Below are 19,474 nucleotides of genomic sequence, written 5' to 3' on the forward strand. Positions count from 1 at the left end.
GGACTCTATGCTCTAGGAAGTAACAATCGATGGCTGTTCGTCGATCCATAAAGTTCAAAATCCTGTTCACGCTTGCGTCATGACCGATCCCTCACCCGCCATTTCCGGGAATGCCTTGGCCCGCCTGACCGAGGCGCTCGGCGCTGAAGCCAAGCGCAAAGGTCCCCCGCCGGTCGAGCGCTGGAACCCGGCCTATTGCGGCGACATCGACATGCGCATCGCAGCTGACGGGACGTGGCACTACATGGGCACTCCCATCAACCGCTCCGCTCTCGTGAAGCTGTTCTCGACGGTTCTGCGCAAGGATCCGGAGCGCTACGTGCTGGTGACGCCGGTCGAGCGGGTCGGGATCACGGTCGAGGACGCACCTTTCCTTGCGGTCGAAATGGCTGTTGATGGAGAGGGTGAGAGCCGCCAGATCGCCTTCCGCACCAATGTGGACGATCTCGTGCCGGTGAGTGCTGAGCACCCCTTACGCTTCGAGCGGGACGCCAATGGCGGTGTGAAGCCTTACGTGAAGGTTCGGGGCGAGCTGTGGGCGCGGGTGACGCGAGCTCTGGCGCTAGATCTGATCGCGCTGGGTGAAGAAAAGGATGAGGAAGGCGTTTCCACCTTCGGTATCACGGCAAGCGGTCTGTTCTTCCATATCGCTCCGGTCAGCGAGTTGGGCGCGTCCTGATGCGGCTTGCACCCCATGACGCACCGGATTTTCTGACGCTGGCGGCCGAGCGGCTGCGGCCCGAGCCTCCGCATCCGGACGAAGTCCTGGCCAATCCGAGGGGCGATCACAGCCTCGACAACGAGCCCCTCGTCCATCCCTTGACCCCGAAGCCAGCCGCGGTGCTCGTGCCCGTCGTCATGCGCGAGGAACCGATGCTGCTCCTCACCGAGCGCGCGGCCCATCTGCGCCAGCATTCCGGGCAGATCGCCTTTCCTGGCGGTCGGGTCGACCCGGAGGATGCTTCCGTCCTGGCGGCGGCCTATCGCGAGGCAATGGAGGAGATCGGCCTCGACAGCCGCTTCATCAGTCCGCTCGGCTATCTCGACGCTTATTTATCCACCACGAATTATCTCGTCATCCCGGCAGTGGCGCGGATCGCGCCTTCCTACACCCTCAACCTCAATCATGATGAGGTCGCCGATACGTTCGAGGTGCCACTCAGCTTCCTCATGGACCCTGCGCGCCACGAACTCCATTCGCGCGAGTGGAAGGGGAGGGTGCGCCGCTACTATGCAATGCCCTATCAGGGGCGCTACATCTGGGGGGTGACGGCGGGCATCATCCGCAATTTGTACGAGAGGCTCTACGGTTCATGACGCGTGCGGTTGTTCAGGGATTGGTGCTGTTCCTCCTGCCGTTCGTCCTCTTCGCCGCATATCTCGTCGTCCGTCGCCGCAATCCCCTGATCTGGTCGCATTGGAGCGATCAATCGCTCTGGCTTGCCATTGCAGGCTTGAGTTTCGTCATCGTCTCGCTGATCGCGACGGGCCTCTTGGCCGAGCGCCAGACCGGCACTTATGTACCGACCCATGTGGAAAACGGACGGGTCGTCCCAGGGCATTTCGAGTGATGGAAACCCTCGACCGACAGGCGCTGGCGAGCCTTCTTGAGCGCCCCGAGCTGCGCAGTCTCCTGGAGGCCTTCAATGACGATGCGGAGGAGACGCGCATCGTGGGCGGAGCCGTGCGCAATGCTCTTCTCGGGCGGCCGGTGACCGAAGTGGATTGCACCACCACCATGCTGCCCGAGGCCATCATCGAACGCGCGAAGAAGGCCGGTTTCAAGGCCGTGCCGACCGGGATCGAGCATGGCACGATCACGGTGATCGTCGCTGGCGAACCCTTCGAGATCACCACGTTACGCGAGGATGTGGAGACGGATGGACGCTATGCGGTCGTGCATTTCGGCCGCGATTTCGCGCTCGATGCCAAGCGGCGCGATTTTACCATCAATGCTCTCTCGCTCGGCCTCGACGGACAGCTCTACGATTATACCGACGGCGTGGCCGATCTCGCCGCCCGGCGCGTCCGGTTCATCGGCGACGCCCGTACGCGCATCCGCGAGGATTATTTGCGGATCATGCGCTTCTTCCGCTTCCATGCGGAGTATGCGGACGCCGATCCGGATCCAGACGGGCTTGCCGCCTCAGGCGCCGAACGGCAGGGCCTGACGATCCTCTCGAAGGAGCGGATCCGGCACGAGCTTCTCAAGCTCCTCGTCGCTCGGCGGGCAAAGGATACGATCCGTATCCTGGCCAACTATGGATTCCTGACATGGCTTTTGGGCGGTGCCGCCGAGTTCGGGCGCCTCAGTCGGGTGGCGGCTTATGACAAGAATGAACCAGTCCCGATCTGGCGATTGGCAGCGCTCGCCGTCATGGTCGAGGAGGATGCCGAGCGGCTGCGGGAGCGCCTGAGGCTTTCCAACGACGAGCACAAGAAGCTTACCGCCTATGCGCGGCTCCTGTGCCTGCTCAAGACTCAGACCTCGTCAGTCGATGCGGTGGCTATCCGCCGTATGGCCGCGGATCATGACATCGAGGCCATCGGCATTGTCGTGGCAGCCACAGCTGGCGAGCCATTCCCCGTTGTCCATGCCGATGCCTGTGAAGCTCTCGAACGCTTCCGCAGCGGCGCTGAGCCGATTCCGGTCTTTCCCCTGCGCGGCGCCGATTTGATCGAGGGCGGCGTTCCCAAGGGGCCGAAGGTCGGCGAGCTGCTCGCCCGGGCCCGACAGGCGTGGCTGGCGGAAGGCTGCCGGATGGACGAGGCTTATGCGAGGGATTTGCTCGGGCGGGTGCTGGGGCAGGTTTAAGACTGCTCCGTCGACCTTTGTGTCATCCCGGACAAAGCGCAGCGAAGATCCGGGATCGTTTCCAAAATAAAGCGCGTGTTTCCCTCCCCACAAGGGGGAGGGAAAAGGGTTGGGGTGCTGGCGCGAAGCCTTCATAGGCTACCGCTCACACCCCCACCTCCAACTCCTCCCCACAAGGGAGAGGAGGGTTCTAGCGCCATCCTCGTCACCCGATCCCGGATCGGCTTCGCCGTCCGGGATGACACTTCGTTCTTAAGGCCACCTCACCGTCGGCGGCATGGAGGAGAGGATCGACGCGATGTTGCCGCCTGTCTTCAGGCCGAAGATCGTGCCGCGGTCGTAGAGCAGGTTGAACTCCACATAGCGTCCGCGGCGCACCTGCTGTTCGATGCGGTCCTCCTCGGTCCAAGGCTTGGTGACGTTGCGCCGGACGATCTCCGGATAGATCTTGAGGAACGCTTCGCCCACACTGCGGGTGAAGGTGAAATCCTCGTCCGGGTTCCCGGTCCAGTGATAGTCGTAGAAGATGCCGCCGATGCCGCGCGGCTCGTTGCGGTGCTTGAGGAAGAAGTACTCGTCGCACCACTTCTTGTACTTCTCGTAGGAGCCTTCCGGCGCATGGGTCCGGCAGGCTTCTTCCATCGCCTCATGAAAGGCGACGGTGTCCGGATCGTCCTTTGTTCGCCGCCGGTCGAGCACGGGGGTGAGATCCGCTCCGCCGCCGAACCAGGGCTTCGTGGTGACCACGAAGCGGGTGTTCATATGCACCGTTGGAACGTTCGGGTTCCAAGGGTGCGCGATGAGCGAGATGCCGCCAGCCCAGAAGCGCGGGTCCTGGTCCGAGCCAGGGATCTGGCCGCGGAATTCCGGCGCGAATTCTCCGTGCACCGTCGAGACATGCACGCCCACCTTCTCGAACACGCGACCTTGCATCATGGACATGGTGCCCCCGCCGCCGGGAGCGCCGCTGTGGTCCTTGCGCTCCCACGGGGTGCGCGCGAACCGGCCGGGCTCGGAGGCCTCCATGGGGAGGGGAGCCGTGACCTCGTCCTCCAAGGTCTCGAAGGCGGTGCAGATCCTGTCGCGCAGCAGAGCGAACCAAAGGGGGGCCTCTGTCTGCAGGCGCTCGACGGCTTTCGTATCGGTCATGATGGTATCGCTTCAGGTTTCTGAAAGTGCAGGATGGGGAAACGCGTTCGTCTGCCGCAGAGCCTCCCCGAGGATCATGGCGGCGGTCACGGCCACGTTGAGGGAGCGCATCCCCTGCTGCATGGGAATGACGATCCTGGCATCAGCCGCTTGGTGGACCTCCTCCGGCACACCGGCGGATTCCCGCCCGACCAGGATGATGTCGTCTGGCCGGTAGGCGAAATCGGCGTAGGGGGTGGCCCCCTTGGTGGTGGTCAGGATCAGACGGCCCTTGGCCTCCTGTCGCCAGGACTCGAAGGCGCGCCAGGAGATGTGCCGCGTGATGGTGACATGGCTCAGGTAATCCATGCCGGAGCGACGCAGGTTTCGGTCGGAGACGTCGAAGGCCGCAGGTTCGATGATCTCCACCGGCACGCCGAGGCACGCAGCGAGGCGCAGCATGGTGCCGGTATTCTGCGGGATGTCCGGCTGATAGATGGCAAGACGGGGCATGCGCCCGTCATCGGGGCAACCAGCCTTGCCGTCAAGGGAGCTCTCAAAGGCTGGTAAGCCGGCGGCATTTGCGCCACAGGCTGGAACAACTCCAATCCGGCTATGGACAGGCGGGCTTGGCCGTGCCAAAGAGCCACCGCGTGGCGACTCCCAGTCGCATTGCGCGCGCGTCGACACGCATGCTTGTTCCATTTTGGACCTCGTGTGTCGAATGCCTGGGTTTCCAAGGTATTGCCGATGCGCGGTTCTCGTTTTTTGATCAATGCTGGAGAGCCAAGTGGCCGAGACCACCACTCATGTCGCTGAGCCGACACGGCGCGATTTCCTCTACATCGCCACAGGCGCAGCCGCCGCTGTCGGCGGAGCCACCCTGGTATGGCCGTTCGTCCAGTCCCTGGCGCCCGACGCGGCGACGGTGGCTGCCGGCGCGCCCGTCGAGGTCGACCTGAGCCCGATCGCCGAAGGGCAGATCGTCAAGATTTTCTGGCGCGGCAAGCTGGTCTTCGTTCGTCACCGTACGCCTGAAGAGATCAAGGCTGCCGAGGACGTGAATGTGGCCTCCCTACGCGACCCCCAGGCCGACTCGGCCCGCGTGAAAGAGGGGCATGCCCCTTGGCTGGTCGTTTTCGGCAACTGCACCCATCTGGGCTGCGTGCCACTCGGCCAGCAGGGTGAGTACCATGGCTGGTTCTGCCCGTGCCACGGCTCGGTGTTCGATACCTCCGGCCGCGTCCGCGGCGGTCCGGCTCCGACCAATCTGCCGATCCCGCCCTACACCTTCGCGTCCGACACGAAGATCATCATCGGCCAAGAAGCCACGGCGTAACCCAGCGACGATCAGGCGATATCCATGAGCCAGCATTCCACAACTTATGTTCCTAAGAGCGCCTTCGGTAAGTGGTTCGAGAGCCGTCTGCCGATCGCCGGTCTCGTCCATTCCTCGTTCATCGCCTTCCCGGTGCCGCGGAACCTGACCTATTTCTGGACCTTCGGCGCCATCCTGGCGTTCATGCTCGTCTCGCAGATCGTGACCGGCGTGTTCCTGGCCATGTACTACACGCCGAATGCGTCTCTCGCGTTCCAGTCGGTCGAGCACATCATGCGCGATGTGGAATACGGCTGGCTGCTCCGCTATCTGCACGCCAACGGCGCGTCGATGTTCTTCGTCGCCGTCTACATCCACATCTTCCGGAACTTCTACTATGGCTCCTACAAAGCGCCGCGTGAGGTTCTCTACATCCTCGGCGTGATCATCTTCCTGCTGATGATGGCAACCGCCTTCATGGGCTACGTACTTCCCTGGGGCCAGATGAGCTTCTGGGGCGCCACCGTGATCACCAACCTCTTCTCGGCGATCCCGCTCGTCGGTGAGACGATCGTGCACTACCTCTGGGGCGGTTATTCAGTGGGCAACCCGACCCTAAACCGCTTCTTCTCCCTACACTACCTTCTGCCCTTCATGATCGTGGGCGTGGTTGCACTCCACATCTGGGCGCTGCACGTGCCGGGCCAGAACAACCCGACCGGCATCCCGATCAAATCGGGCAAGGACGCGGTTCCGTTCACGCCTTACGCCACGATCAAGGACATCTTTGCCGTCGTCGTGTTCATGATCTTCTTCGCCTACTGGGTGTTCTACATGCCGAACTATCTCGGCCATGCGGACAACTACATCCCGGCGAACCCGGCCGTCACGCCTGCACACATCGTGCCTGAGTGGTACTTCCTGCCGTTCTACGCGATCCTGCGCGCCATCCCCGACAAGCTCGGCGGCGTCATCGCCATGGGCGCGGCCATCGTGATCTGGTGCTTCATGCCCTGGCTCGACACCTCGAAGGTGCGCTCCACGGCTTACCGTCCGCTCTACAAGCAGTTCTTCTGGGTCTTCGTGCTTGTCTGCGTCCTGCTCGGCTGGCTGGGGTCCCGCCCGGCTGAGGGCTGGTACGTGATCGCGTCCCAGATCTGCACGGTCTACTACTTCGCCCACTTCCTGATCGTTCTGCCGGTGCTCGGCTTCGTCGAGCGTCCGCTGCCGCTGCCGAATTCGATTCTCGAATCCGTCATGGGCGTGCAAAAGGGCGGAGCTGGCATTCCGGCCGGTGCCAATGCCGAGCCGCATTCCAAGGGCTGATGCGAGAGTAGAGGAAACAGACCAATGATGAAGCGTACTCTTCTCATCGCAGCCGCCGTTCTCGGCCTTGCCGCTCCGGCCTTCGCCGCCGGCGAGACCCCGGTCCCGCCGCAGCTCAAGTGGAGCTTCCAGGGTCCGTTCGGCACCTTCGACCGGGCCCAGCTCCAGCGCGGCTTCAAGGTCTACCGGGAGGTTTGCGCCTCCTGCCACGGCCTGAGCTACGTCGCCTTCCGCAACCTGTCGGAGCCGGGCGGCCCGCAATTCTCCGAGGCGCAGGTCCGCGCGCTTGCGGCCGAGTACAAGATCCAGGACGGCCCGAACGACGCCGGCGACATGTTCGAGCGTCCCGGCCGGCCGGCCGACCGCTTCCCGTCTCCGTTCCCGAACGAGAACGCGGCTGCGTCGGCCAATGGCGGCAAGGCTCCGCCAGACCTGTCCCTGATGCCCAAGGCCCGCACCTATGAGCGCGGCTTCCCCTGGTTCATCACCGATGTGTTCCGTCAGTACTCGGAGAACGGCGCGGATTACCTCGTCGCGCTGCTCAACGGCTACGAGGAGGCCCCGCAGGGCTTCACGGTCCCTGAGGGTGGTCATTACAACCACTATTATCCGGGCCACGTGATCGCGATGCCGAAGCCGCTCAGCGACGGCCAGGTCGAGTATCCGAAGAATGAGGCCGGCCAGCCTCAGGTGCCGGAGACGGTTGACCAATACGCCCGCGACGTCACGGCTTTCCTCATGTGGACGGCAGAGCCGCATCTCGAAGCCCGCAAGCGCCTCGGCTTCCAGGTCATCCTGTTCCTGATCGTCCTGTCCGGCCTGCTCTACTTCACGAAGAAGAAGGTCTGGGCCCGGGTGGGCGGCGAGGTCGAAGGCCACGCCACTCCTCCGATGACGCACAATCCTTGAGGATCAAGGCCCCGCTTCGGGGCCTTTTTCTTTTGAGATGACACGATGCGGGACGGACTTTATCTCGACATCCATGTTGCAGACGATCGCCGACGATATCTGGGGGCAGCCGTGCCTCGCCTATCACGTCCAGCCCAGCCTCGAGCCTGAAACCCGGAGCGCTTTTGAAGGCCTGCAGCGGGCCCTCGTCGAACTCTGGCCGGAACCTCTGCATGTCGGGCCGAAGCACGGGCTCCATGTCACGATCTATCCGCTGCTGACGGTCAAGGGCGGCTACGACAAGGATGCCTATTGGCGGAGCATCGCCGAAGGAGGCGAGGGTATTCTGGAGGAACTCTGCACCGGCCACCGGGCCTTGAAGCTGTGCTTTTCCCGTCTCAAGGTCACCGAGACGGCCATCATCGTGACGGCGACCGAGGAAAGCGGCCTGATCGAGGCCATCCGCCAGCGGATCGTCCGCGAGATTCCCCCGCCGCCCGGCCAGAAGCCGCTTATCTACGATCTGATCCACTCGACCCTGGTGCGCTACCGGACGAAGACCGCCATTTCGGATGATGTGATCGCGCGCATCGAAAGTTTGCCCGTCTCCATCACGGCTCCCGTGAAACGGATCAGGCTCGTTCGCGAGACGCTCTTTCCCTGCCTCATGACGGACGAGATCGCCTCGTTTCCGCTTGGCTGATCAGCCCGGCCGACGCGGCTTGCCGTCATGCGGGCCGAGGGGACGCATGGGTGCATCGTCCCACCAATCCGTGCGATGGGCGCGCAGCTCCGGATTGACCGGATAGACGATCCGGTTCTCGTCCTTGTTCGCCTCGCCGACGACCAGCAGCCGGACGGGCTCGTCCGTGTTGTTGAGAAAGCTGTGCGCGATCCCGGTTCCAGCGGGAAAACCGACCGCATCGCCTGGGCGAAGGCGGAAGAGATCGCCGTCGATCCACGCGTCGGGCGTACCTTCGATCACATAGACGAATTCCTCTTCCGAACTTTCCGCATGGGGAAACGAGGTGCGGCGGCCCGGCGGCAGCAATTCGTGATGAATGCCGAGCGCCGTCAGGCCGAGAGCTTCGGAGAAGGGCGAGTTGATGCTCCGCAATTCCTTGGTGCCGCGAAAGACGGCGGTGCCGTCGCCCTGGAGCTCTTCGTAGTGCCGGATGAAGGAGGGGCGCTTGGTCTCGGACATGGACAATCTGCCTTTCCATCGATGACAGTCGAGGGTCTATATGAGGCGTTTCGACGAACCGGCCACATATTTTCCTGGCAGGGAGCGATCCTCAAGCGAATCCCCAAGGATGTGAGGGCCGGGCTTGGGGCGAGACCAGCCCTCGGCTATGACAGTGGCCAGTGCCCAATCAGGCGAGGACTACAATGACGAAGGCAGTTCTAGGCATTATCGGTGGATCGGGGGTCTACGATCTGCCGGGATTGGAGGATATGCGCGAGGAACGCATCGTTTCTCCCTGGGGAGAGCCTTCCGACGTTCTGCGCATCGGGCGCATTGGCGAGACCACCATCGCATTCCTGCCACGCCACGGGCGCGGACACCGCCTGTCACCCTCCGACATCAACTACCGCGCCAATATCGACGTAATGAAGCGCGTGGGCGTCACCGACCTGATCTCGGTCTCCGCTGTCGGCTCGTTCAAGGACGAGTACTATCCCGGCTTCTTCGTGCTGGTGGACCAATACGTGGACCGCACCCACAAGCGCGAAACGTCTTTCTTCGGACAGGGCTGCGTCGCCCATGTGCCCATGGCGCATCCGGTCGGTCCGCTGCTGCGCCAGCGCATCGCCGATGCGGCGGTGGCCGAGAAGATCCCGTTCGCCCTCGGCGGCACATTGGTCTGCATCGAGGGGCCGCAATTCTCCACTTATGCGGAGTCGATGACATACAAGAAGCTCGGCTACGACGTGATCGGCATGACGGCGATGCCGGAGGCCAAGCTCGCCCGCGAGGCCGAGATCACCTATGCCACCATCGCCATGGTGACCGACTACGATTGCTGGCATCCGGAGCACGACAATGTGGATGTCGCCTCCGTCGTCGCCGTTGCGCACCAGAACGCCACGAAAGTGGCCCGCCTCGTCGCCCGTGTTGCCAAGGATTTCCCGGCCGAGCACGAGCCGTGCCCGGTAGGCTCCGACCGGGCGCTCGACGGCGCCATCATGACGGCGCCTTCAGCCCGTGATCCGGAACTTCTGAGAAAGCTGGATGCGGTGGCGGGTAGGGTCCTGAAAGCTTGAGTTAGCCCGGCCAGCCCATATGGCCGAAGCCGAAGATCAAGCGGAGGAGCCAGCCGATAAAGGCCAGAATGAAGCTCACGATGATGGCAGCCGGGATCACCGCGAGTGAAGCCTTGACGAAGAACAGAACTAGGCTTCCAAAAGGAATGTCGATGTCGGTCAGAACGGTTCGGGAGGGTTGTTCGGCCATGGCACAGCTCCTCGAATAACCTCAACAGTTTCTACCTATGGCAGGCTCACACATGGACCAGCGTCTCGTCACCGACCTGAAGGCCGCAATTCGCTCGATCCCGGATTATCCGAAGCCCGGTATCGTGTTCCGGGACATCACGACCCTGCTCGGAGATGCGCGGGCCTTCCGGCGTTCCGTGGACGAACTGGTTCATCCCTTCGCAGGCGGCCGGGTCGACAAAGTGGCAGGCATTGAAGCGCGCGGCTTCATCCTCGGCGGCGCGGTGGCACACCAGCTCTCGTCCGGCTTCGTGCCGATCCGCAAGAAGGGCAAGCTGCCCCACGAGACGGTGCGGATCGCCTATTCGCTGGAATACGGCGTTGACGAGATGGAAATTCACACCGATGCTATCGGTCAGGATGAGCGCGTGATCCTCGTCGACGATCTCATCGCCACCGGCGGCACGGCAGTCGCAGCCACTCAGTTGCTTCGCCAGATCGGTGCCAACATCGTCGCCGCCTGCTTCATCATCGATCTGCCCGATCTCGGCGGGGCGCAGAAGCTGCGTGATCTTGGCGTCGAGGTCCGTAGCCTCGTGAGCTTCGAAGGGCATTGAGGAGCACCGGCGATGTCGGGCGACCGCCTTACCGGAGCGTTGGAATTCCTGCGTGAAGCGGAGCGGCTCAAAAGCACCCTGCGCAGCGGCTATACCTCGACCGGCCGCCCCGAGAGCGTGGCCGAGCATACATGGCGTTTGTGCCTCATGGCGCTGGTGTTCTCCGATGAATTCGAGAACATCGATCCCTTACGCCTCATCAAGCTCTGCATCGTTCATGATCTCGGCGAAGCCCTGAGTGGTGACATTCCTGCCGTGCTGCAGACGGAGGATTTCAATAAGTCTACGCAGGAGAGGGCCGATCTCGAGGTCCTGACCAAAGCGCTTCATCCGACAAAGCGGGCCGAGATCCTGGATTTGTGGGAAGAATATGAGGCGGCCTCATCGCCCGAGGCCATTCTTGCCAAGGGGCTCGACAAACTGGAGACGATTCTCCAGCACAACCAGCGGCAGAACCCAGCAAGCTTCGACTACGCGTTCAATCTCGATTACGGGCAGAAGCAGACATCGGCTCATCCATTCCTCGCCAAGGTCCGCGCTCTGCTCGATGAGGAAACAAGAGCGCGAGCGGAGGCCTCAAAGGCCGATTAAGCCCGCCGCTCCCAGAACACCATTCCGTCGAAGGCAAACACCTCTTCCCCGTGCTGGTTCGTGCCGGTGTTGTGATGAAACACCAGGCCCCAGCCGGGGCGGGAGGCCGAGGCGCGCTTGGCGGTGACGGTCGAACGATAGGTGACCGTGTCGCCCGCATAGACGGGCTTGAGCCATTTCAGGTTGGAAAAGCCGGGGGAGGGGCCAAGCCGTGCCGGCCGCTGGCCGTGGGCAAGCGCATAGGCGCGGACGCGATCGCGGTAGCCGACCATGTGCTTCATCCACACGCTCGCCGTGTGCCAGCCTGAGGCACACAGGGCGCCGAACAGGCTGCTCCTTGCGGCCTCTGCATCCACATGGAAGCGCTGGGGGTCAAACTGCCTGGCAAAGCCGATGATGTCGTCGGGCGTAAAGGTGTAGGAGCCCAGTTCCTCCGTCTCGCCGATGACGAGATCCTCGAAATAGGGATTGGCCGAGATCGGCGGAATTTCCCGCTCAGGTGCGGAGCTGGGCAGGGCATCCGCCGCGGCCGCAAGGGCGCTGCGGCTCTCGCCCCTGAACGGTTCGGCATTCTTGGTCGCGAACATGATCCAGTTGGTCTGGGTCAGGACGGTCTCGTTGGCCTGGTTCATCATGTCGAAATGGAACCGCACGAGTCCGAGCGAGGGCCTGCTCTTGGAGATGCGACTCTCCACAACCGTCATGCGCGAGCGCAGGGTGTCGCCAGGCCGCACGGGCTTCACCCATTTCACCTCCTCGATGCCCGGCGATCCCATGGAAGAAGAATCCAGAATCAGCCCATCGGCGAGCAGGCGCATGTTGAGGCTGCAGCTATGCCAGCCCGAGGCGATCAGGGTGCCGATGAAGCTGTCCTTGGCGGCGATCTCGTCCACGTGGAAGGGCTGCGGATCATATTCCTGCGCGAAGGCCAGGATGTCGTCCTTCGAGACGGTGAGAGGGCCAAAAGTCTCGGTCAGGCCCGGAGGAAGATCTTCGAACGTGCGCATGGGCAATCCCCTGTTGGAGGTTGCCCTAACACAGCGGGCCTCCGGAGGGGAGGCCCGCTGCCGCAATCGTGGTTTGTGTTCAGTGCTGTCCTTGCTCAGCAGCCGGTTAGAGCACGAACCAGCTCTTCTGCAGGTCGATGGCGCCTTTCAGCTTGATCACCGCCTCGGCTGCCTTGTCGCTGTCGGTGTTGAGATAGACGTAAGTTTCCTTCTTCGTCTTCTCGTAGCGCACCTGACCCGCCTTGGTGAAAGCCTTCTCGCCGATGAACGAGAACTTCTGGTCGCCACGCTTCTTGGTGTCGGCATCGACCAGCTTGAGATCGATGCGGTCGCCGCTGCGGCCGGAGAAGTCGGTGATGTAATCGGCCTTGGTCTTGGAGGAGCCCGTCTCCCTGTCGTCGAAGACGAACACGTCCCGACCTGAGCTGCCAGTGAGGGAATCCTGGCCCAGACCGCCGAGAAGGCGATCGTTGCCTGTGCCGCCATTCAGCAGGTCGGCGTCGTTCCCCCCTTCGAGCGAATCGTTACCGGTGTCGCCGTAGAGACGATCCTTGCCAGCGCTCCCGATGAGAGTGTCGTTCTCGGAACCACCCATCAAGGTGTCGTTGCCGAGGCCTGCATCGACGCGGTCGCTCCCTGCGAGACCGCGGAAGGAATCGTTGCCGTTGCCTCCCTTCATCACGTCGGCCCCGGCACTTCCGATCGCCTCTTCATCGGGATCGTCCTGAACACGAATGATGAAGCTTTTGGTGGTGCTTTCGCCATGGGGATCCGTGGCCTTCACGGTGATCGTATGCTGGACATCCTGTTCGTAATCGAGCCTGACGCCATCCGCCACGAGGAGATTGCCGGTCGCGTCGAGCGAGAACCGGCCACCGGCGCTGTCGACAAGTGTGAGTTGATGCGTGCCACCGTCATCATCCTGAACGGAGATTTTGCCGACAGGCTGCCCTGTCCTGCTGTTTTCCGCCACCGCATCGCTATCGAGTGAAAGACCCTTCGGTGCGACGTTGAGCAGCCCCTCACGGCTCACCCTGCGATCGGCAAACTGGAAGATCTCCATGTTGAAGATCTGGTCCGCTCCATCGCGATTGTCGGCGACGGTCACAGAGCCGTCCGCATTCCGTTCGACCGTGTAGTCGGCACGATTGCCTGTAAAGACGACCGTATCGTCACCACCGCCGCCATCGAGACGGTTATCGCCACCATTGCCGTAGAGGATATTGCCAATGGCATTGCCGGTCAGATCGATGTCATCGGTGCCGTCCGCAGCCTTGAGGATTTCCACATCGGCATCGTCAGCAAGCTCGTAGGAGACGCTTGCAATCAATGTGTCGGTGCCCTTGCCCTCATCCTCGTCGATCATGTCGTCCGCGCGGTCCACGACATAGGTGTCGTCGCCGTCAAAACCTTCCATCCTGTCCGCGCCGCCCCTGCCGTCGAGTCGGTTGGCGCCGGCATTTCCGTAAATCTCCTGCGCAAACTCATTTCCGGTCAGATCGAGTGCATCCTCGCTCTCTTCAACCTGTACCTGGAGGACCTCGACGGCCTGGTCGGCCTGTAGCGTGAACGATGCGAGAGCCTGAACGATATCGTGCCCATTGTCGGCGGCCTCGACGATCGTGTCGGCGCTGTCGACATGATAGATATCGTCGCCAGCACCACCATTGAGCGTATCTGCGCCAGCATCGCCATAAAGATCATCATCATCGGCGTTGCCATACAGATGATCATCGTCTGTGCCGCCATTAATGATGTCGTTGCCATCGCCGCCATAAATGGTGTCGCTGCCGCCAGCGCCATCAAGGGTATCGCCTAAGTCTGACCCGCCGCCGCCTGCATCGAGGCGGAACACCTCGCCACCGATGTCGACCACGTAGAGTTTGCCGTTCCTGTCGGTGCCGAAGGAGGCGATGCCCCCGATCGTGCCACCACTCGGGCGAATCATGGCGGTGATGTCAGTTTTCACCCAGCCGGAGCCAGTTTGTTCGAGCGTCCAGATCCGGCCGCTGCCGAAGTCGCCGAAAACGTACTTGCCCTGCAAGGCGGCTATGGGGCCGTTATAGACATACCCGCCTGTGACCGACGATCCGATGCCCTCGTCGTGAAAGTACGAATGAATCGCGTCCGTGTAGCCGTCGTTGTTTTCAGGGGTCGGCCCGTCGTCGGGATCGCCGGGATGGTTGTTCTGTCGCCCCCAACCGTAGTTCGCGCCAGCGACCACGAGATTGATCTCTTCCGCCGTATCTGCGCCGACATCGCCCACGAAGAGCCGGCCGTCTGGCCCGAAGCTGGCGCGCCACGGGTTGCGGAAACCGATGGCGTAAACCTCGGACGGCTGCGCCAAATCGTCCGCATTGTCGAAAACGGTCGGGTTGTTCGCCGGGATGGCGTAGTTCTTCTTGGCGTCGTCGGGAAAAGCGTCCGGTCCATTCACGTCGAGCCGCAGGATTTTGCCCAAAAGGCTGGTCGGGTTTTGCGCATTCCAATTCTGATCGCCATCGCCCATTGCGGCATAAAGATAGCCGTCCGTCGGGCTAAAGCCGATCCAGCCCGCGCGATGGTTCCCTGAGCCCTCGGTATATTCGGTTGTCTCAAGGATGACTTTGTAGTTGTCGGGGTCGAGTACGTTCGGCGAGCTCGGATCGACAGTGTATTCCCGGATTTGCGACTCGTTGTGCCGTGGATCGCTGGTATTCTCTCCCTTGAGCGACAGGAACACGTAAACCTTGCCGTTGTTGGCAAAGTCCGGGTGGAAGGTGAAGCCCAGGAGGCCGACCTCGCCGGCTGTTGAGACCTGATCCCTTACGTCCAGAAACGGCGTTGCGGCAATCATCCCGTCCGCGCCGACGATCTGAACGGTTCCCTGCTTGCCCACGATGAACAGGCGGCCTGAATTGTCCGGGGCACCGGTGACGAAGAGTGGCTGGGTCAGGCCCGCCGCGATCCGCGTGCCGACGATTTCGGGCACATTGGGGTCGTACCCATAGATCGTGTCGTCCTGGTTTGTCGCTCGACTCCTAAGATCGTCGGAGCCAGAAGTGCCGTAAATAATTGCCATGATGAATGCCCCGCATTGAAAGAGTCCCGCCCTAATCTCTTGCGGAGGCCCTTGCGGGCGACAACTCTCTGAACGGAGAGGATTCCTGACGAAACGTCAGGTTTCCATCCGATCTGCGGCATTTGGTGGCGTTCAGGGCAAAAACTGCCCTGCCGCGTTATGCGCCAACCGGATCGGCTCGGGCAGGCGATACTTTGGCGAGCAGCGCAGGACGAGTTCGGCGGCGCTCGGGATGTCGGCCAGATGGCCGGGGGAGATGAACATCGGGTTCTTGGCGGTGCGGGTGCGCAGCGCCACGCCGATGACCTCCTTGCGGTCGACGAGCGGGGCGGCGGAGCCCTTCTCCTCGCCGAGGTCCTTGTAGCGCCCGCACAGCAGCGTCTTGCCGCAGCCGATGGTCGGGCGCTGCAGCCACAGGCCCATATGGCTGGCGATGCCGATGCGGCGAGGGTGCGCGATGCCCATGCCGTCGAAGAGGAAGACATCCGGTTCGGATTTCAGTTTCTCGAATGCCTCTTCGAGAACCGGGCCTTCGCGAAAGCTCAAAAGACCCGGAACATACGGAAAAGGGGTAGGGCGCTGCGCCAGCACGGTCTCCACCGGCAGAAAGCCCGGATAGGTGACCACCACGATTGCCGCCTGCGACTGCTCGTTCTTCACGCTCACATCGACGCCGGCCACGAGCTGCACAGCATCGAGATCGATGGGGCTGTCGGAGACGACTTCCGCTCGAAGCTGCTGCTGAAGGGCGATGGCCTCGGAGGGGGTGAGATTCCAAGCGTGACGATGATGTAGCTTCATGGTGGAGCATTGAAGGTGACAAGGCTTCAACGCTCAAGGTTCAGGAACGATCCGCTTTGATCTGGATCATCCCCGGAGGGACAATTCGCCTTTAAAGTCCAGGTTGACCCGGACTGGCGCTTGCGTTCATGTCCGGTCGAGCATCGGACCCAAAAGTGGATTTGCGCTTTTGGGATCGATCCGATGCTCAATCCCTTAAGTGGCGCATCGTCAGGCGCGGAAAACCGGGCCCACTTTTCCGCACGATGCGCCGGTTTGAGCAGGAGAGAGGCATTGGCTCATTCAGCCACTACCGGCCGCAGTATCCCGATCATCAGCCCGGCCGAGGGCGTCTCGGAAGAGTTGATCCGCCGGCTTGTGGAAACCTTCTATGACCGGGTGATCCGCGATCCCGAGCTTGGGCCGATCTTCCACGAGGAGCTGTCCGGCCGCTGGAGCCAGCATTTGGCCCTGATGGTGGATTTCTGGTCCTCGATTGCACTCAGGACCGGCCGCTACAGCGGTAAGCCGCAGGCGGCGCATTTCGGCCTTGATCTCACACCGGAGCTGTTCATCCGCTGGCTGGCGCTGTTTGAAAAGACGGCAAGTGAGATCTGCGAGCCGGATGTGGCGGCGTTCTTCCTCGATCGTGCGCAGCGTATCGCTGAGAGCCTGCAGATCGGCCTCGGGATCGGACCGAAGGCGCTCCGGTTGCCATAGGCTTAAATTAGCGCTCCCACCACTCAAGCTTGTCGTTGCCGCGCTTCGGGAGCAGGGACGAAATCCCGATCATGAGGAAGCCGCAGGCGACGAGCACGCCGACGAAGAATTCGGCATTGCCAAGCCCGGGAGAGACGAAGTTGTCAAAAAAAGCCTGCATGAATCACATCCTTCATGCAGGCTTTGTCGCAGAACGGTCCTGAACGGACGAAAAAGCAGCCGTTCAGGAAATTGTCAGGTATTGAACCGGAAGTGCATGACGTCGCCGTCCTGCACCGTGTACTCCTTGCCCTCCAGCCGCAGCTTGCCCGCATCGCGCGCACCGGCCTCGCCCTTGAGCGAGGTATAGTCCGCATAGGCTATGGTCTCGGCGCGGATGAAGCCCTTCTCGAAATCCGTGTGGATCACGCCGGCGGCCCCCGGGGCCTTGGTGCCCTTGGTGATCGTCCAGGCGCGGGCCTCCTTCGGGCCGACGGTGAAATAGGTGATGAGGCCGAGCAGATCATAGCCGGCGCGGATCACTCGGTTGAGGCCGGGCTCCTCGAGGCCGACGGCATCGAGATAGTCCCGCTGCTCCTCCAGGGGGAGAACCGCGATCTCGCTCTCGATCTTGGCCGAGACGACGACGGCCTTGGCGCCCTCTTCCTTGGCGCGCTCAAAGACCTTCGCCGAGAACTCGTTGCCCTTGTCGGCGGAGGCCTCCTCCACGTTGCACACGTAGAGCACGGGTTTGGAGGAGAGGAGGCCGAGCATCTGGAACAGGCGCTCTTCCTCGGGCTTGCGCTCCACCATGCGGGCGGGCTTGCCGTCGCGCAGCAGCGGCAGGGTACGGTTGACGAGGTCGAGGGTTTCCTTCGCTTCCTTGTCGTTGCCCTTGGCCTTCTTCTCGAGCGCGGTGACGCGCTTCTCGAGGCTGTCGAGGTCGGCCAGCATCAACTCAGTCTCGATGGTCTCGATATCGGCGACGGGATCGATCTTGCCTTCGACGTGGGTGATGTCCGTATCCTCGAAGCAGCGCACGACGTGGGCGATGGCATCGACTTCGCGGATATTGGCCAGGAACTGGTTGCCGAGACCTTCGCCGCGGGAGGCGCCGCGCACGAGGCCGGCGATGTCCACGAAGGTGAGGCGTGTCGGAATGATCTGCGCCGAGCTGGCGATGCCCGCGAGCTGATCGAGCCGCTCGTCCGGCACCGCCACGTCGCCCACATTGGGTTCGATGGTGCAGAACGGGTAATTGGCAGCCTGTGCGGCCGCTGTCTGCGTCAGCGCATTGAAGAGGGTGGACTTGCCCACATTCGGCAGACCGACGATGCCCATCTTGAAGCCCATGGCCTCACTCCTTGTCCATAGCCAGCGCATGCCGCTGGTGTTGTTCTTAAAATTACGTGGCCTTTTCTCCAGGCCGCTTCACATCCGTCCAGCCTCTCGCCTCCATGGCGAGGTGGACCTTGTTCTGAAAACTTCCATCCTCGCCTTTTGCGAGAAGGGCAGAGTTGTCCGCGATGATCCGGCACAGGTCGTCGACCCAGGGCTCTTCGCTTTTTCCGAAATCGCCCAGCACATGGTTCTGCACCAGTGCCTTGTGGCCGGGATGGCCGATGCCGAGGCGCACGCGGCGATACTCGTTGCCGCAATGGGCCGAGATCGAGCGCAGGCCGTTGTGGCCGGCATTGCCACCGCCGATCTTCACGCGCAGCTTGGCGGGGGGAAGATCGAGCTCGTCGTAGAAGACCGTCACGTCATGCAGCGGGATCTTGAAGAAGTTCTGCGCGTCTCCCACCGCTTGGCCGGACAGATTCATATAGGTCTGCGGCTTGATCAGCAGAACCTTCTCGCCGCCGATTACCGCGTCCGCCGCTTCCGCATGAAAGCGTTTGCGCCAAGGACCCGCGTTGTGCACGCGCGCAATCTCGTCCACGGCCATGAATCCGATATTGTGGCGGTTCCTGGCGTAGCGGGATCCGGGATTGCCGAGGCCGACGAAGAGGCGCATCGCGTGGTCCTGCTCATAAGAAACGCTCCGGCCTTTCGGTCGGAGCGTTGAAGCCGATCGATGGGCTTGAACGCCCGTTCAGGCCATTAGGCCGCAGGGGCGACCTCAGCGGCCGGAGCCTCTGCAGCCTCTTCCTTCAGGCCGGTCGGAGCCACGACGGTGACGAGGGTGGCGTTCTCGGTGGAGGTCGCCTTCGCGCCCTTCGGCAGCTTGATGTCGTTCAGGTGGACCGAGGAGCCGATGTCGAGACCCTCGACCGAAGCCTCGATGTAGTCCGGGATCGCGTCGGAGGGAACGAGCAGTTCCACCGAGTGCTCGACGATCTGGAGCGTGCCGCCGCGCTTCACGCCGGGGCTCTTCTCCTGGCCGACCACGTGCACCGGAACCACGACCTTGATCGCCTGACCCTGCGCGAGGCGCAGGAAGTCGACGTGGACAGGGAAGTCCTTCACCGGGTCGAGCTGGTAATCGCGCGGGATGGCGCGGACCGTCTTGCCGTCGACGTCGATCTCGAAGATCGTGGTCAGGAAGTGACCGGCGAAGATCAGCTGCTTGGTCTGGTTGAAGTCGAGGGCGATCGCCTGGGCCGGCTGGCCGGCTCCGTAGATGACGGCGGGAACTTGGCCTTGGCGACGAACGGCCCGGGCGGCCCCCTTGCCGGCCCGGTCGCGCGCCACGGCCTTGATTTGCTTTACTTCGCTCATGGTCGTGGTCCTTGATAAATGGGTTGAAAAACCGATGGCCGCCCGGGTTCTGTGAAGAACCTGCCGGCGGCCATGAGGTCCGCGCCC

The 19,474-nt window shown here is 62.5% G+C and carries 23 protein-coding genes; 12 read left to right on the plus strand and 11 right to left on the minus strand.

Annotation, left to right across the window (positions count from 1 at the left end; all coding sequences use genetic code 11):
- Nucleotides 1–79: 79 nt before the first annotated feature.
- Genes JO965_RS06500 through JO965_RS06515 form a run of 4 tightly spaced genes read left to right on the plus strand, consistent with a single transcriptional unit; the run spans nucleotide 80 to nucleotide 2,815 of the window.
- Nucleotides 80–679 carry a DUF1285 domain-containing protein gene (locus JO965_RS06500; RefSeq protein ID WP_203442876.1) on the plus strand — a complete coding sequence of 200 codons (600 nt, stop codon included), beginning with the start codon at nucleotides 80–82 and terminating at the stop codon, nucleotides 677–679.
- Nucleotides 679–1,317 (plus strand): CoA pyrophosphatase, encoded by a 639-nt coding sequence (locus JO965_RS06505; protein WP_203442877.1) that lies wholly within the window; start codon nucleotides 679–681, stop codon nucleotides 1,315–1,317. Before JO965_RS06500 ends, JO965_RS06505 begins: the two co-directional genes overlap by 1 nt.
- Complete coding sequence (locus JO965_RS06510; protein ID WP_203442878.1) at nucleotides 1,314–1,571, plus strand: DUF6111 family protein; 258 nt, start codon at nucleotides 1,314–1,316, stop codon at nucleotides 1,569–1,571. Before JO965_RS06505 ends, JO965_RS06510 begins: the two co-directional genes overlap by 4 nt.
- Nucleotides 1,571–2,815, plus strand: a complete 1,245-nt coding sequence (locus JO965_RS06515) for a CCA tRNA nucleotidyltransferase (protein WP_203444086.1) — start codon at nucleotides 1,571–1,573, stop codon at nucleotides 2,813–2,815. Before JO965_RS06510 ends, JO965_RS06515 begins: the two co-directional genes overlap by 1 nt.
- A 252-nt stretch (nucleotides 2,816–3,067) precedes the next feature.
- Here JO965_RS06515 and hemF read toward each other — a convergent pair whose 3' ends face one another.
- The gene (gene hemF / locus JO965_RS06520) at nucleotides 3,068–3,964 is read right to left on the minus strand and encodes an oxygen-dependent coproporphyrinogen oxidase (RefSeq protein ID WP_203442879.1); all 897 of its coding nucleotides are present in this window, start codon (nucleotides 3,962–3,964) and stop codon (nucleotides 3,068–3,070) included.
- Nucleotides 3,965–3,976: 12 nt separating this feature from the next.
- Complete coding sequence (locus JO965_RS06525; RefSeq protein ID WP_203442880.1) at nucleotides 3,977–4,456, minus strand: tRNA (cytidine(34)-2'-O)-methyltransferase; 480 nt, start codon at nucleotides 4,454–4,456, stop codon at nucleotides 3,977–3,979.
- 262 nt (nucleotides 4,457–4,718) lie between these two features.
- Between JO965_RS06525 and petA the strand changes: the two genes are divergently transcribed.
- The 4 genes from petA to JO965_RS06545 all read left to right on the plus strand — a co-directional run bounded on the left by petA (nucleotide 4,719) and on the right by JO965_RS06545 (nucleotide 8,178).
- Nucleotides 4,719–5,282, plus strand: coding sequence for a ubiquinol-cytochrome c reductase iron-sulfur subunit (gene petA, locus JO965_RS06530; RefSeq protein WP_203442881.1), 564 nt, complete (start codon nucleotides 4,719–4,721; stop codon nucleotides 5,280–5,282).
- 24 nt (nucleotides 5,283–5,306) lie between these two features.
- Nucleotides 5,307–6,587, plus strand: coding sequence for a cytochrome b/b6 (locus JO965_RS06535; RefSeq protein WP_203442882.1), 1,281 nt, complete (start codon nucleotides 5,307–5,309; stop codon nucleotides 6,585–6,587).
- 24 nt (nucleotides 6,588–6,611) lie between these two features.
- Nucleotides 6,612–7,496, plus strand: coding sequence for a cytochrome c1 (locus JO965_RS06540; RefSeq protein ID WP_203442883.1), 885 nt, complete (start codon nucleotides 6,612–6,614; stop codon nucleotides 7,494–7,496).
- Nucleotides 7,497–7,569: 73 nt separating this feature from the next.
- A complete protein-coding gene (locus JO965_RS06545) occupies nucleotides 7,570–8,178 on the plus strand; it encodes a hypothetical protein (RefSeq protein WP_203442884.1) in 609 nt (202 codons plus the stop codon).
- Here the strand turns inward: JO965_RS06545 and JO965_RS06550 are convergent, their stop codons facing one another.
- Nucleotides 8,179–8,679: a cupin domain-containing protein gene (locus tag JO965_RS06550; protein WP_203442885.1), complete on the minus strand. Its 501-nt coding sequence runs from the start codon at nucleotides 8,677–8,679 to the stop codon at nucleotides 8,179–8,181.
- A 185-nt stretch (nucleotides 8,680–8,864) separates the two neighbouring features.
- On the opposite strand from JO965_RS06550, the gene JO965_RS06555 reads away from it, so the two are divergent.
- Nucleotides 8,865–9,740 carry an S-methyl-5'-thioadenosine phosphorylase gene (locus tag JO965_RS06555; RefSeq protein ID WP_203442886.1) on the plus strand — a complete coding sequence of 292 codons (876 nt, stop codon included), beginning with the start codon at nucleotides 8,865–8,867 and terminating at the stop codon, nucleotides 9,738–9,740.
- Between the two features lies 1 nt (nucleotide 9,741).
- Here JO965_RS06555 and JO965_RS06560 read toward each other — a convergent pair whose 3' ends face one another.
- The gene (locus JO965_RS06560) at nucleotides 9,742–9,930 is read right to left on the minus strand and encodes a hypothetical protein (RefSeq protein WP_203442887.1); all 189 of its coding nucleotides are present in this window, start codon (nucleotides 9,928–9,930) and stop codon (nucleotides 9,742–9,744) included.
- 52 nt (nucleotides 9,931–9,982) lie between these two features.
- Between JO965_RS06560 and JO965_RS06565 the strand changes: the two genes are divergently transcribed.
- Both JO965_RS06565 and JO965_RS06570 read left to right on the plus strand, forming a co-directional pair.
- Complete coding sequence (locus tag JO965_RS06565) at nucleotides 9,983–10,528, plus strand: adenine phosphoribosyltransferase (RefSeq protein WP_203442888.1); 546 nt, start codon at nucleotides 9,983–9,985, stop codon at nucleotides 10,526–10,528.
- Between the two features lie 12 nt (nucleotides 10,529–10,540).
- Entirely contained in the window at nucleotides 10,541–11,119 is a 579-nt protein-coding gene (locus JO965_RS06570) for an HD domain-containing protein (RefSeq protein ID WP_203442889.1), read from the plus strand.
- On the opposite strand, the gene JO965_RS06575 is transcribed toward JO965_RS06570, so the two are convergent.
- The 3 genes from JO965_RS06575 to nfi form a co-directional block, all read right to left on the minus strand.
- Complete coding sequence (locus JO965_RS06575) at nucleotides 11,116–12,126, minus strand: MaoC family dehydratase (protein WP_203442890.1); 1,011 nt, start codon at nucleotides 12,124–12,126, stop codon at nucleotides 11,116–11,118. The genes JO965_RS06570 and JO965_RS06575 overlap by 4 nt on opposite strands.
- A 106-nt stretch (nucleotides 12,127–12,232) precedes the next feature.
- Entirely contained in the window at nucleotides 12,233–15,187 is a 2,955-nt protein-coding gene (locus JO965_RS06580; RefSeq protein ID WP_203442891.1) for a PQQ-dependent sugar dehydrogenase, read from the minus strand.
- 132 nt (nucleotides 15,188–15,319) lie between these two features.
- Nucleotides 15,320–15,988, minus strand: a complete 669-nt coding sequence (gene nfi, locus JO965_RS06585) for a deoxyribonuclease V (RefSeq protein WP_203442892.1) — start codon at nucleotides 15,986–15,988, stop codon at nucleotides 15,320–15,322.
- 273 nt (nucleotides 15,989–16,261) lie between these two features.
- On the opposite strand from nfi, the gene JO965_RS06590 reads away from it, so the two are divergent.
- On the plus strand, nucleotides 16,262–16,687 hold the full coding sequence (locus JO965_RS06590; RefSeq protein WP_203442893.1) for a group III truncated hemoglobin: 426 nt from the start codon (nucleotides 16,262–16,264) through the stop codon (nucleotides 16,685–16,687).
- A gap of 7 nt (nucleotides 16,688–16,694) precedes the next feature.
- Here JO965_RS06590 and JO965_RS06595 read toward each other — a convergent pair whose 3' ends face one another.
- The 4 genes from JO965_RS06595 to JO965_RS06610 form a co-directional block, all read right to left on the minus strand.
- Nucleotides 16,695–16,847, minus strand: coding sequence for a hypothetical protein (locus tag JO965_RS06595; protein ID WP_203442894.1), 153 nt, complete (start codon nucleotides 16,845–16,847; stop codon nucleotides 16,695–16,697).
- Between the two features lie 74 nt (nucleotides 16,848–16,921).
- Nucleotides 16,922–18,019 carry a redox-regulated ATPase YchF gene (ychF, locus tag JO965_RS06600; protein WP_203442895.1) on the minus strand — a complete coding sequence of 366 codons (1,098 nt, stop codon included), beginning with the start codon at nucleotides 18,017–18,019 and terminating at the stop codon, nucleotides 16,922–16,924.
- A gap of 52 nt (nucleotides 18,020–18,071) precedes the next feature.
- Nucleotides 18,072–18,683: an aminoacyl-tRNA hydrolase gene (pth, locus tag JO965_RS06605; protein ID WP_203442896.1), complete on the minus strand. Its 612-nt coding sequence runs from the start codon at nucleotides 18,681–18,683 to the stop codon at nucleotides 18,072–18,074.
- 86 nt (nucleotides 18,684–18,769) lie between these two features.
- Nucleotides 18,770–19,387 (minus strand): 50S ribosomal protein L25/general stress protein Ctc, encoded by a 618-nt coding sequence (locus tag JO965_RS06610; protein WP_203442897.1) that lies wholly within the window; start codon nucleotides 19,385–19,387, stop codon nucleotides 18,770–18,772.
- Nucleotides 19,388–19,474: the final 87 nt, after the last annotated feature.

This window comes from Microvirga sp. VF16 (assembly GCF_016864375.1).
In the GTDB taxonomy this organism is placed as follows: Bacteria; Pseudomonadota; Alphaproteobacteria; order Rhizobiales; family Beijerinckiaceae; genus Microvirga.

Excerpts from the sequence above, each read along its gene's own strand:
- JO965_RS06500 (WP_203442876.1), top strand. The coding sequence starts at position 80 with ATGACCGATCCCTCACCCGCCATTTCCGGGAATGCCTTGGCCCGCCTG.
- JO965_RS06505 (WP_203442877.1), top strand. The coding sequence starts at position 679 with ATGCGGCTTGCACCCCATGACGCACCGGATTTTCTGACGCTGGCGGCC.
- JO965_RS06510 (WP_203442878.1), top strand. The coding sequence starts at position 1,314 with ATGACGCGTGCGGTTGTTCAGGGATTGGTGCTGTTCCTCCTGCCGTTC.
- JO965_RS06515 (WP_203444086.1), top strand. The coding sequence starts at position 1,571 with ATGGAAACCCTCGACCGACAGGCGCTGGCGAGCCTTCTTGAGCGCCCC.
- hemF (WP_203442879.1), bottom strand. The coding sequence starts at position 3,964 with ATGACCGATACGAAAGCCGTCGAGCGCCTGCAGACAGAGGCCCCCCTT.
- JO965_RS06525 (WP_203442880.1), bottom strand. The coding sequence starts at position 4,456 with ATGCCCCGTCTTGCCATCTATCAGCCGGACATCCCGCAGAATACCGGC.
- petA (WP_203442881.1), top strand. The coding sequence starts at position 4,719 with ATGCTGGAGAGCCAAGTGGCCGAGACCACCACTCATGTCGCTGAGCCG.
- JO965_RS06535 (WP_203442882.1), top strand. The coding sequence starts at position 5,307 with ATGAGCCAGCATTCCACAACTTATGTTCCTAAGAGCGCCTTCGGTAAG.
- JO965_RS06540 (WP_203442883.1), top strand. The coding sequence starts at position 6,612 with ATGATGAAGCGTACTCTTCTCATCGCAGCCGCCGTTCTCGGCCTTGCC.
- JO965_RS06545 (WP_203442884.1), top strand. The coding sequence starts at position 7,570 with ATGTTGCAGACGATCGCCGACGATATCTGGGGGCAGCCGTGCCTCGCC.
- JO965_RS06550 (WP_203442885.1), bottom strand. The coding sequence starts at position 8,679 with ATGTCCGAGACCAAGCGCCCCTCCTTCATCCGGCACTACGAAGAGCTC.
- JO965_RS06555 (WP_203442886.1), top strand. The coding sequence starts at position 8,865 with ATGACGAAGGCAGTTCTAGGCATTATCGGTGGATCGGGGGTCTACGAT.
- JO965_RS06560 (WP_203442887.1), bottom strand. The coding sequence starts at position 9,930 with ATGGCCGAACAACCCTCCCGAACCGTTCTGACCGACATCGACATTCCT.
- JO965_RS06565 (WP_203442888.1), top strand. The coding sequence starts at position 9,983 with ATGGACCAGCGTCTCGTCACCGACCTGAAGGCCGCAATTCGCTCGATC.
- JO965_RS06570 (WP_203442889.1), top strand. The coding sequence starts at position 10,541 with ATGTCGGGCGACCGCCTTACCGGAGCGTTGGAATTCCTGCGTGAAGCG.
- JO965_RS06575 (WP_203442890.1), bottom strand. The coding sequence starts at position 12,126 with ATGCGCACGTTCGAAGATCTTCCTCCGGGCCTGACCGAGACTTTTGGC.
- JO965_RS06580 (WP_203442891.1), bottom strand. The coding sequence starts at position 15,187 with ATGGCAATTATTTACGGCACTTCTGGCTCCGACGATCTTAGGAGTCGA.
- nfi (WP_203442892.1), bottom strand. The coding sequence starts at position 15,988 with ATGAAGCTACATCATCGTCACGCTTGGAATCTCACCCCCTCCGAGGCC.
- JO965_RS06595 (WP_203442894.1), bottom strand. The coding sequence starts at position 16,847 with ATGCAGGCTTTTTTTGACAACTTCGTCTCTCCCGGGCTTGGCAATGCC.
- ychF (WP_203442895.1), bottom strand. The coding sequence starts at position 18,019 with ATGGGCTTCAAGATGGGCATCGTCGGTCTGCCGAATGTGGGCAAGTCC.
- pth (WP_203442896.1), bottom strand. The coding sequence starts at position 18,683 with ATGCGCCTCTTCGTCGGCCTCGGCAATCCCGGATCCCGCTACGCCAGG.
- JO965_RS06610 (WP_203442897.1), bottom strand. The coding sequence starts at position 19,387 with ATGAGCGAAGTAAAGCAAATCAAGGCCGTGGCGCGCGACCGGGCCGGC.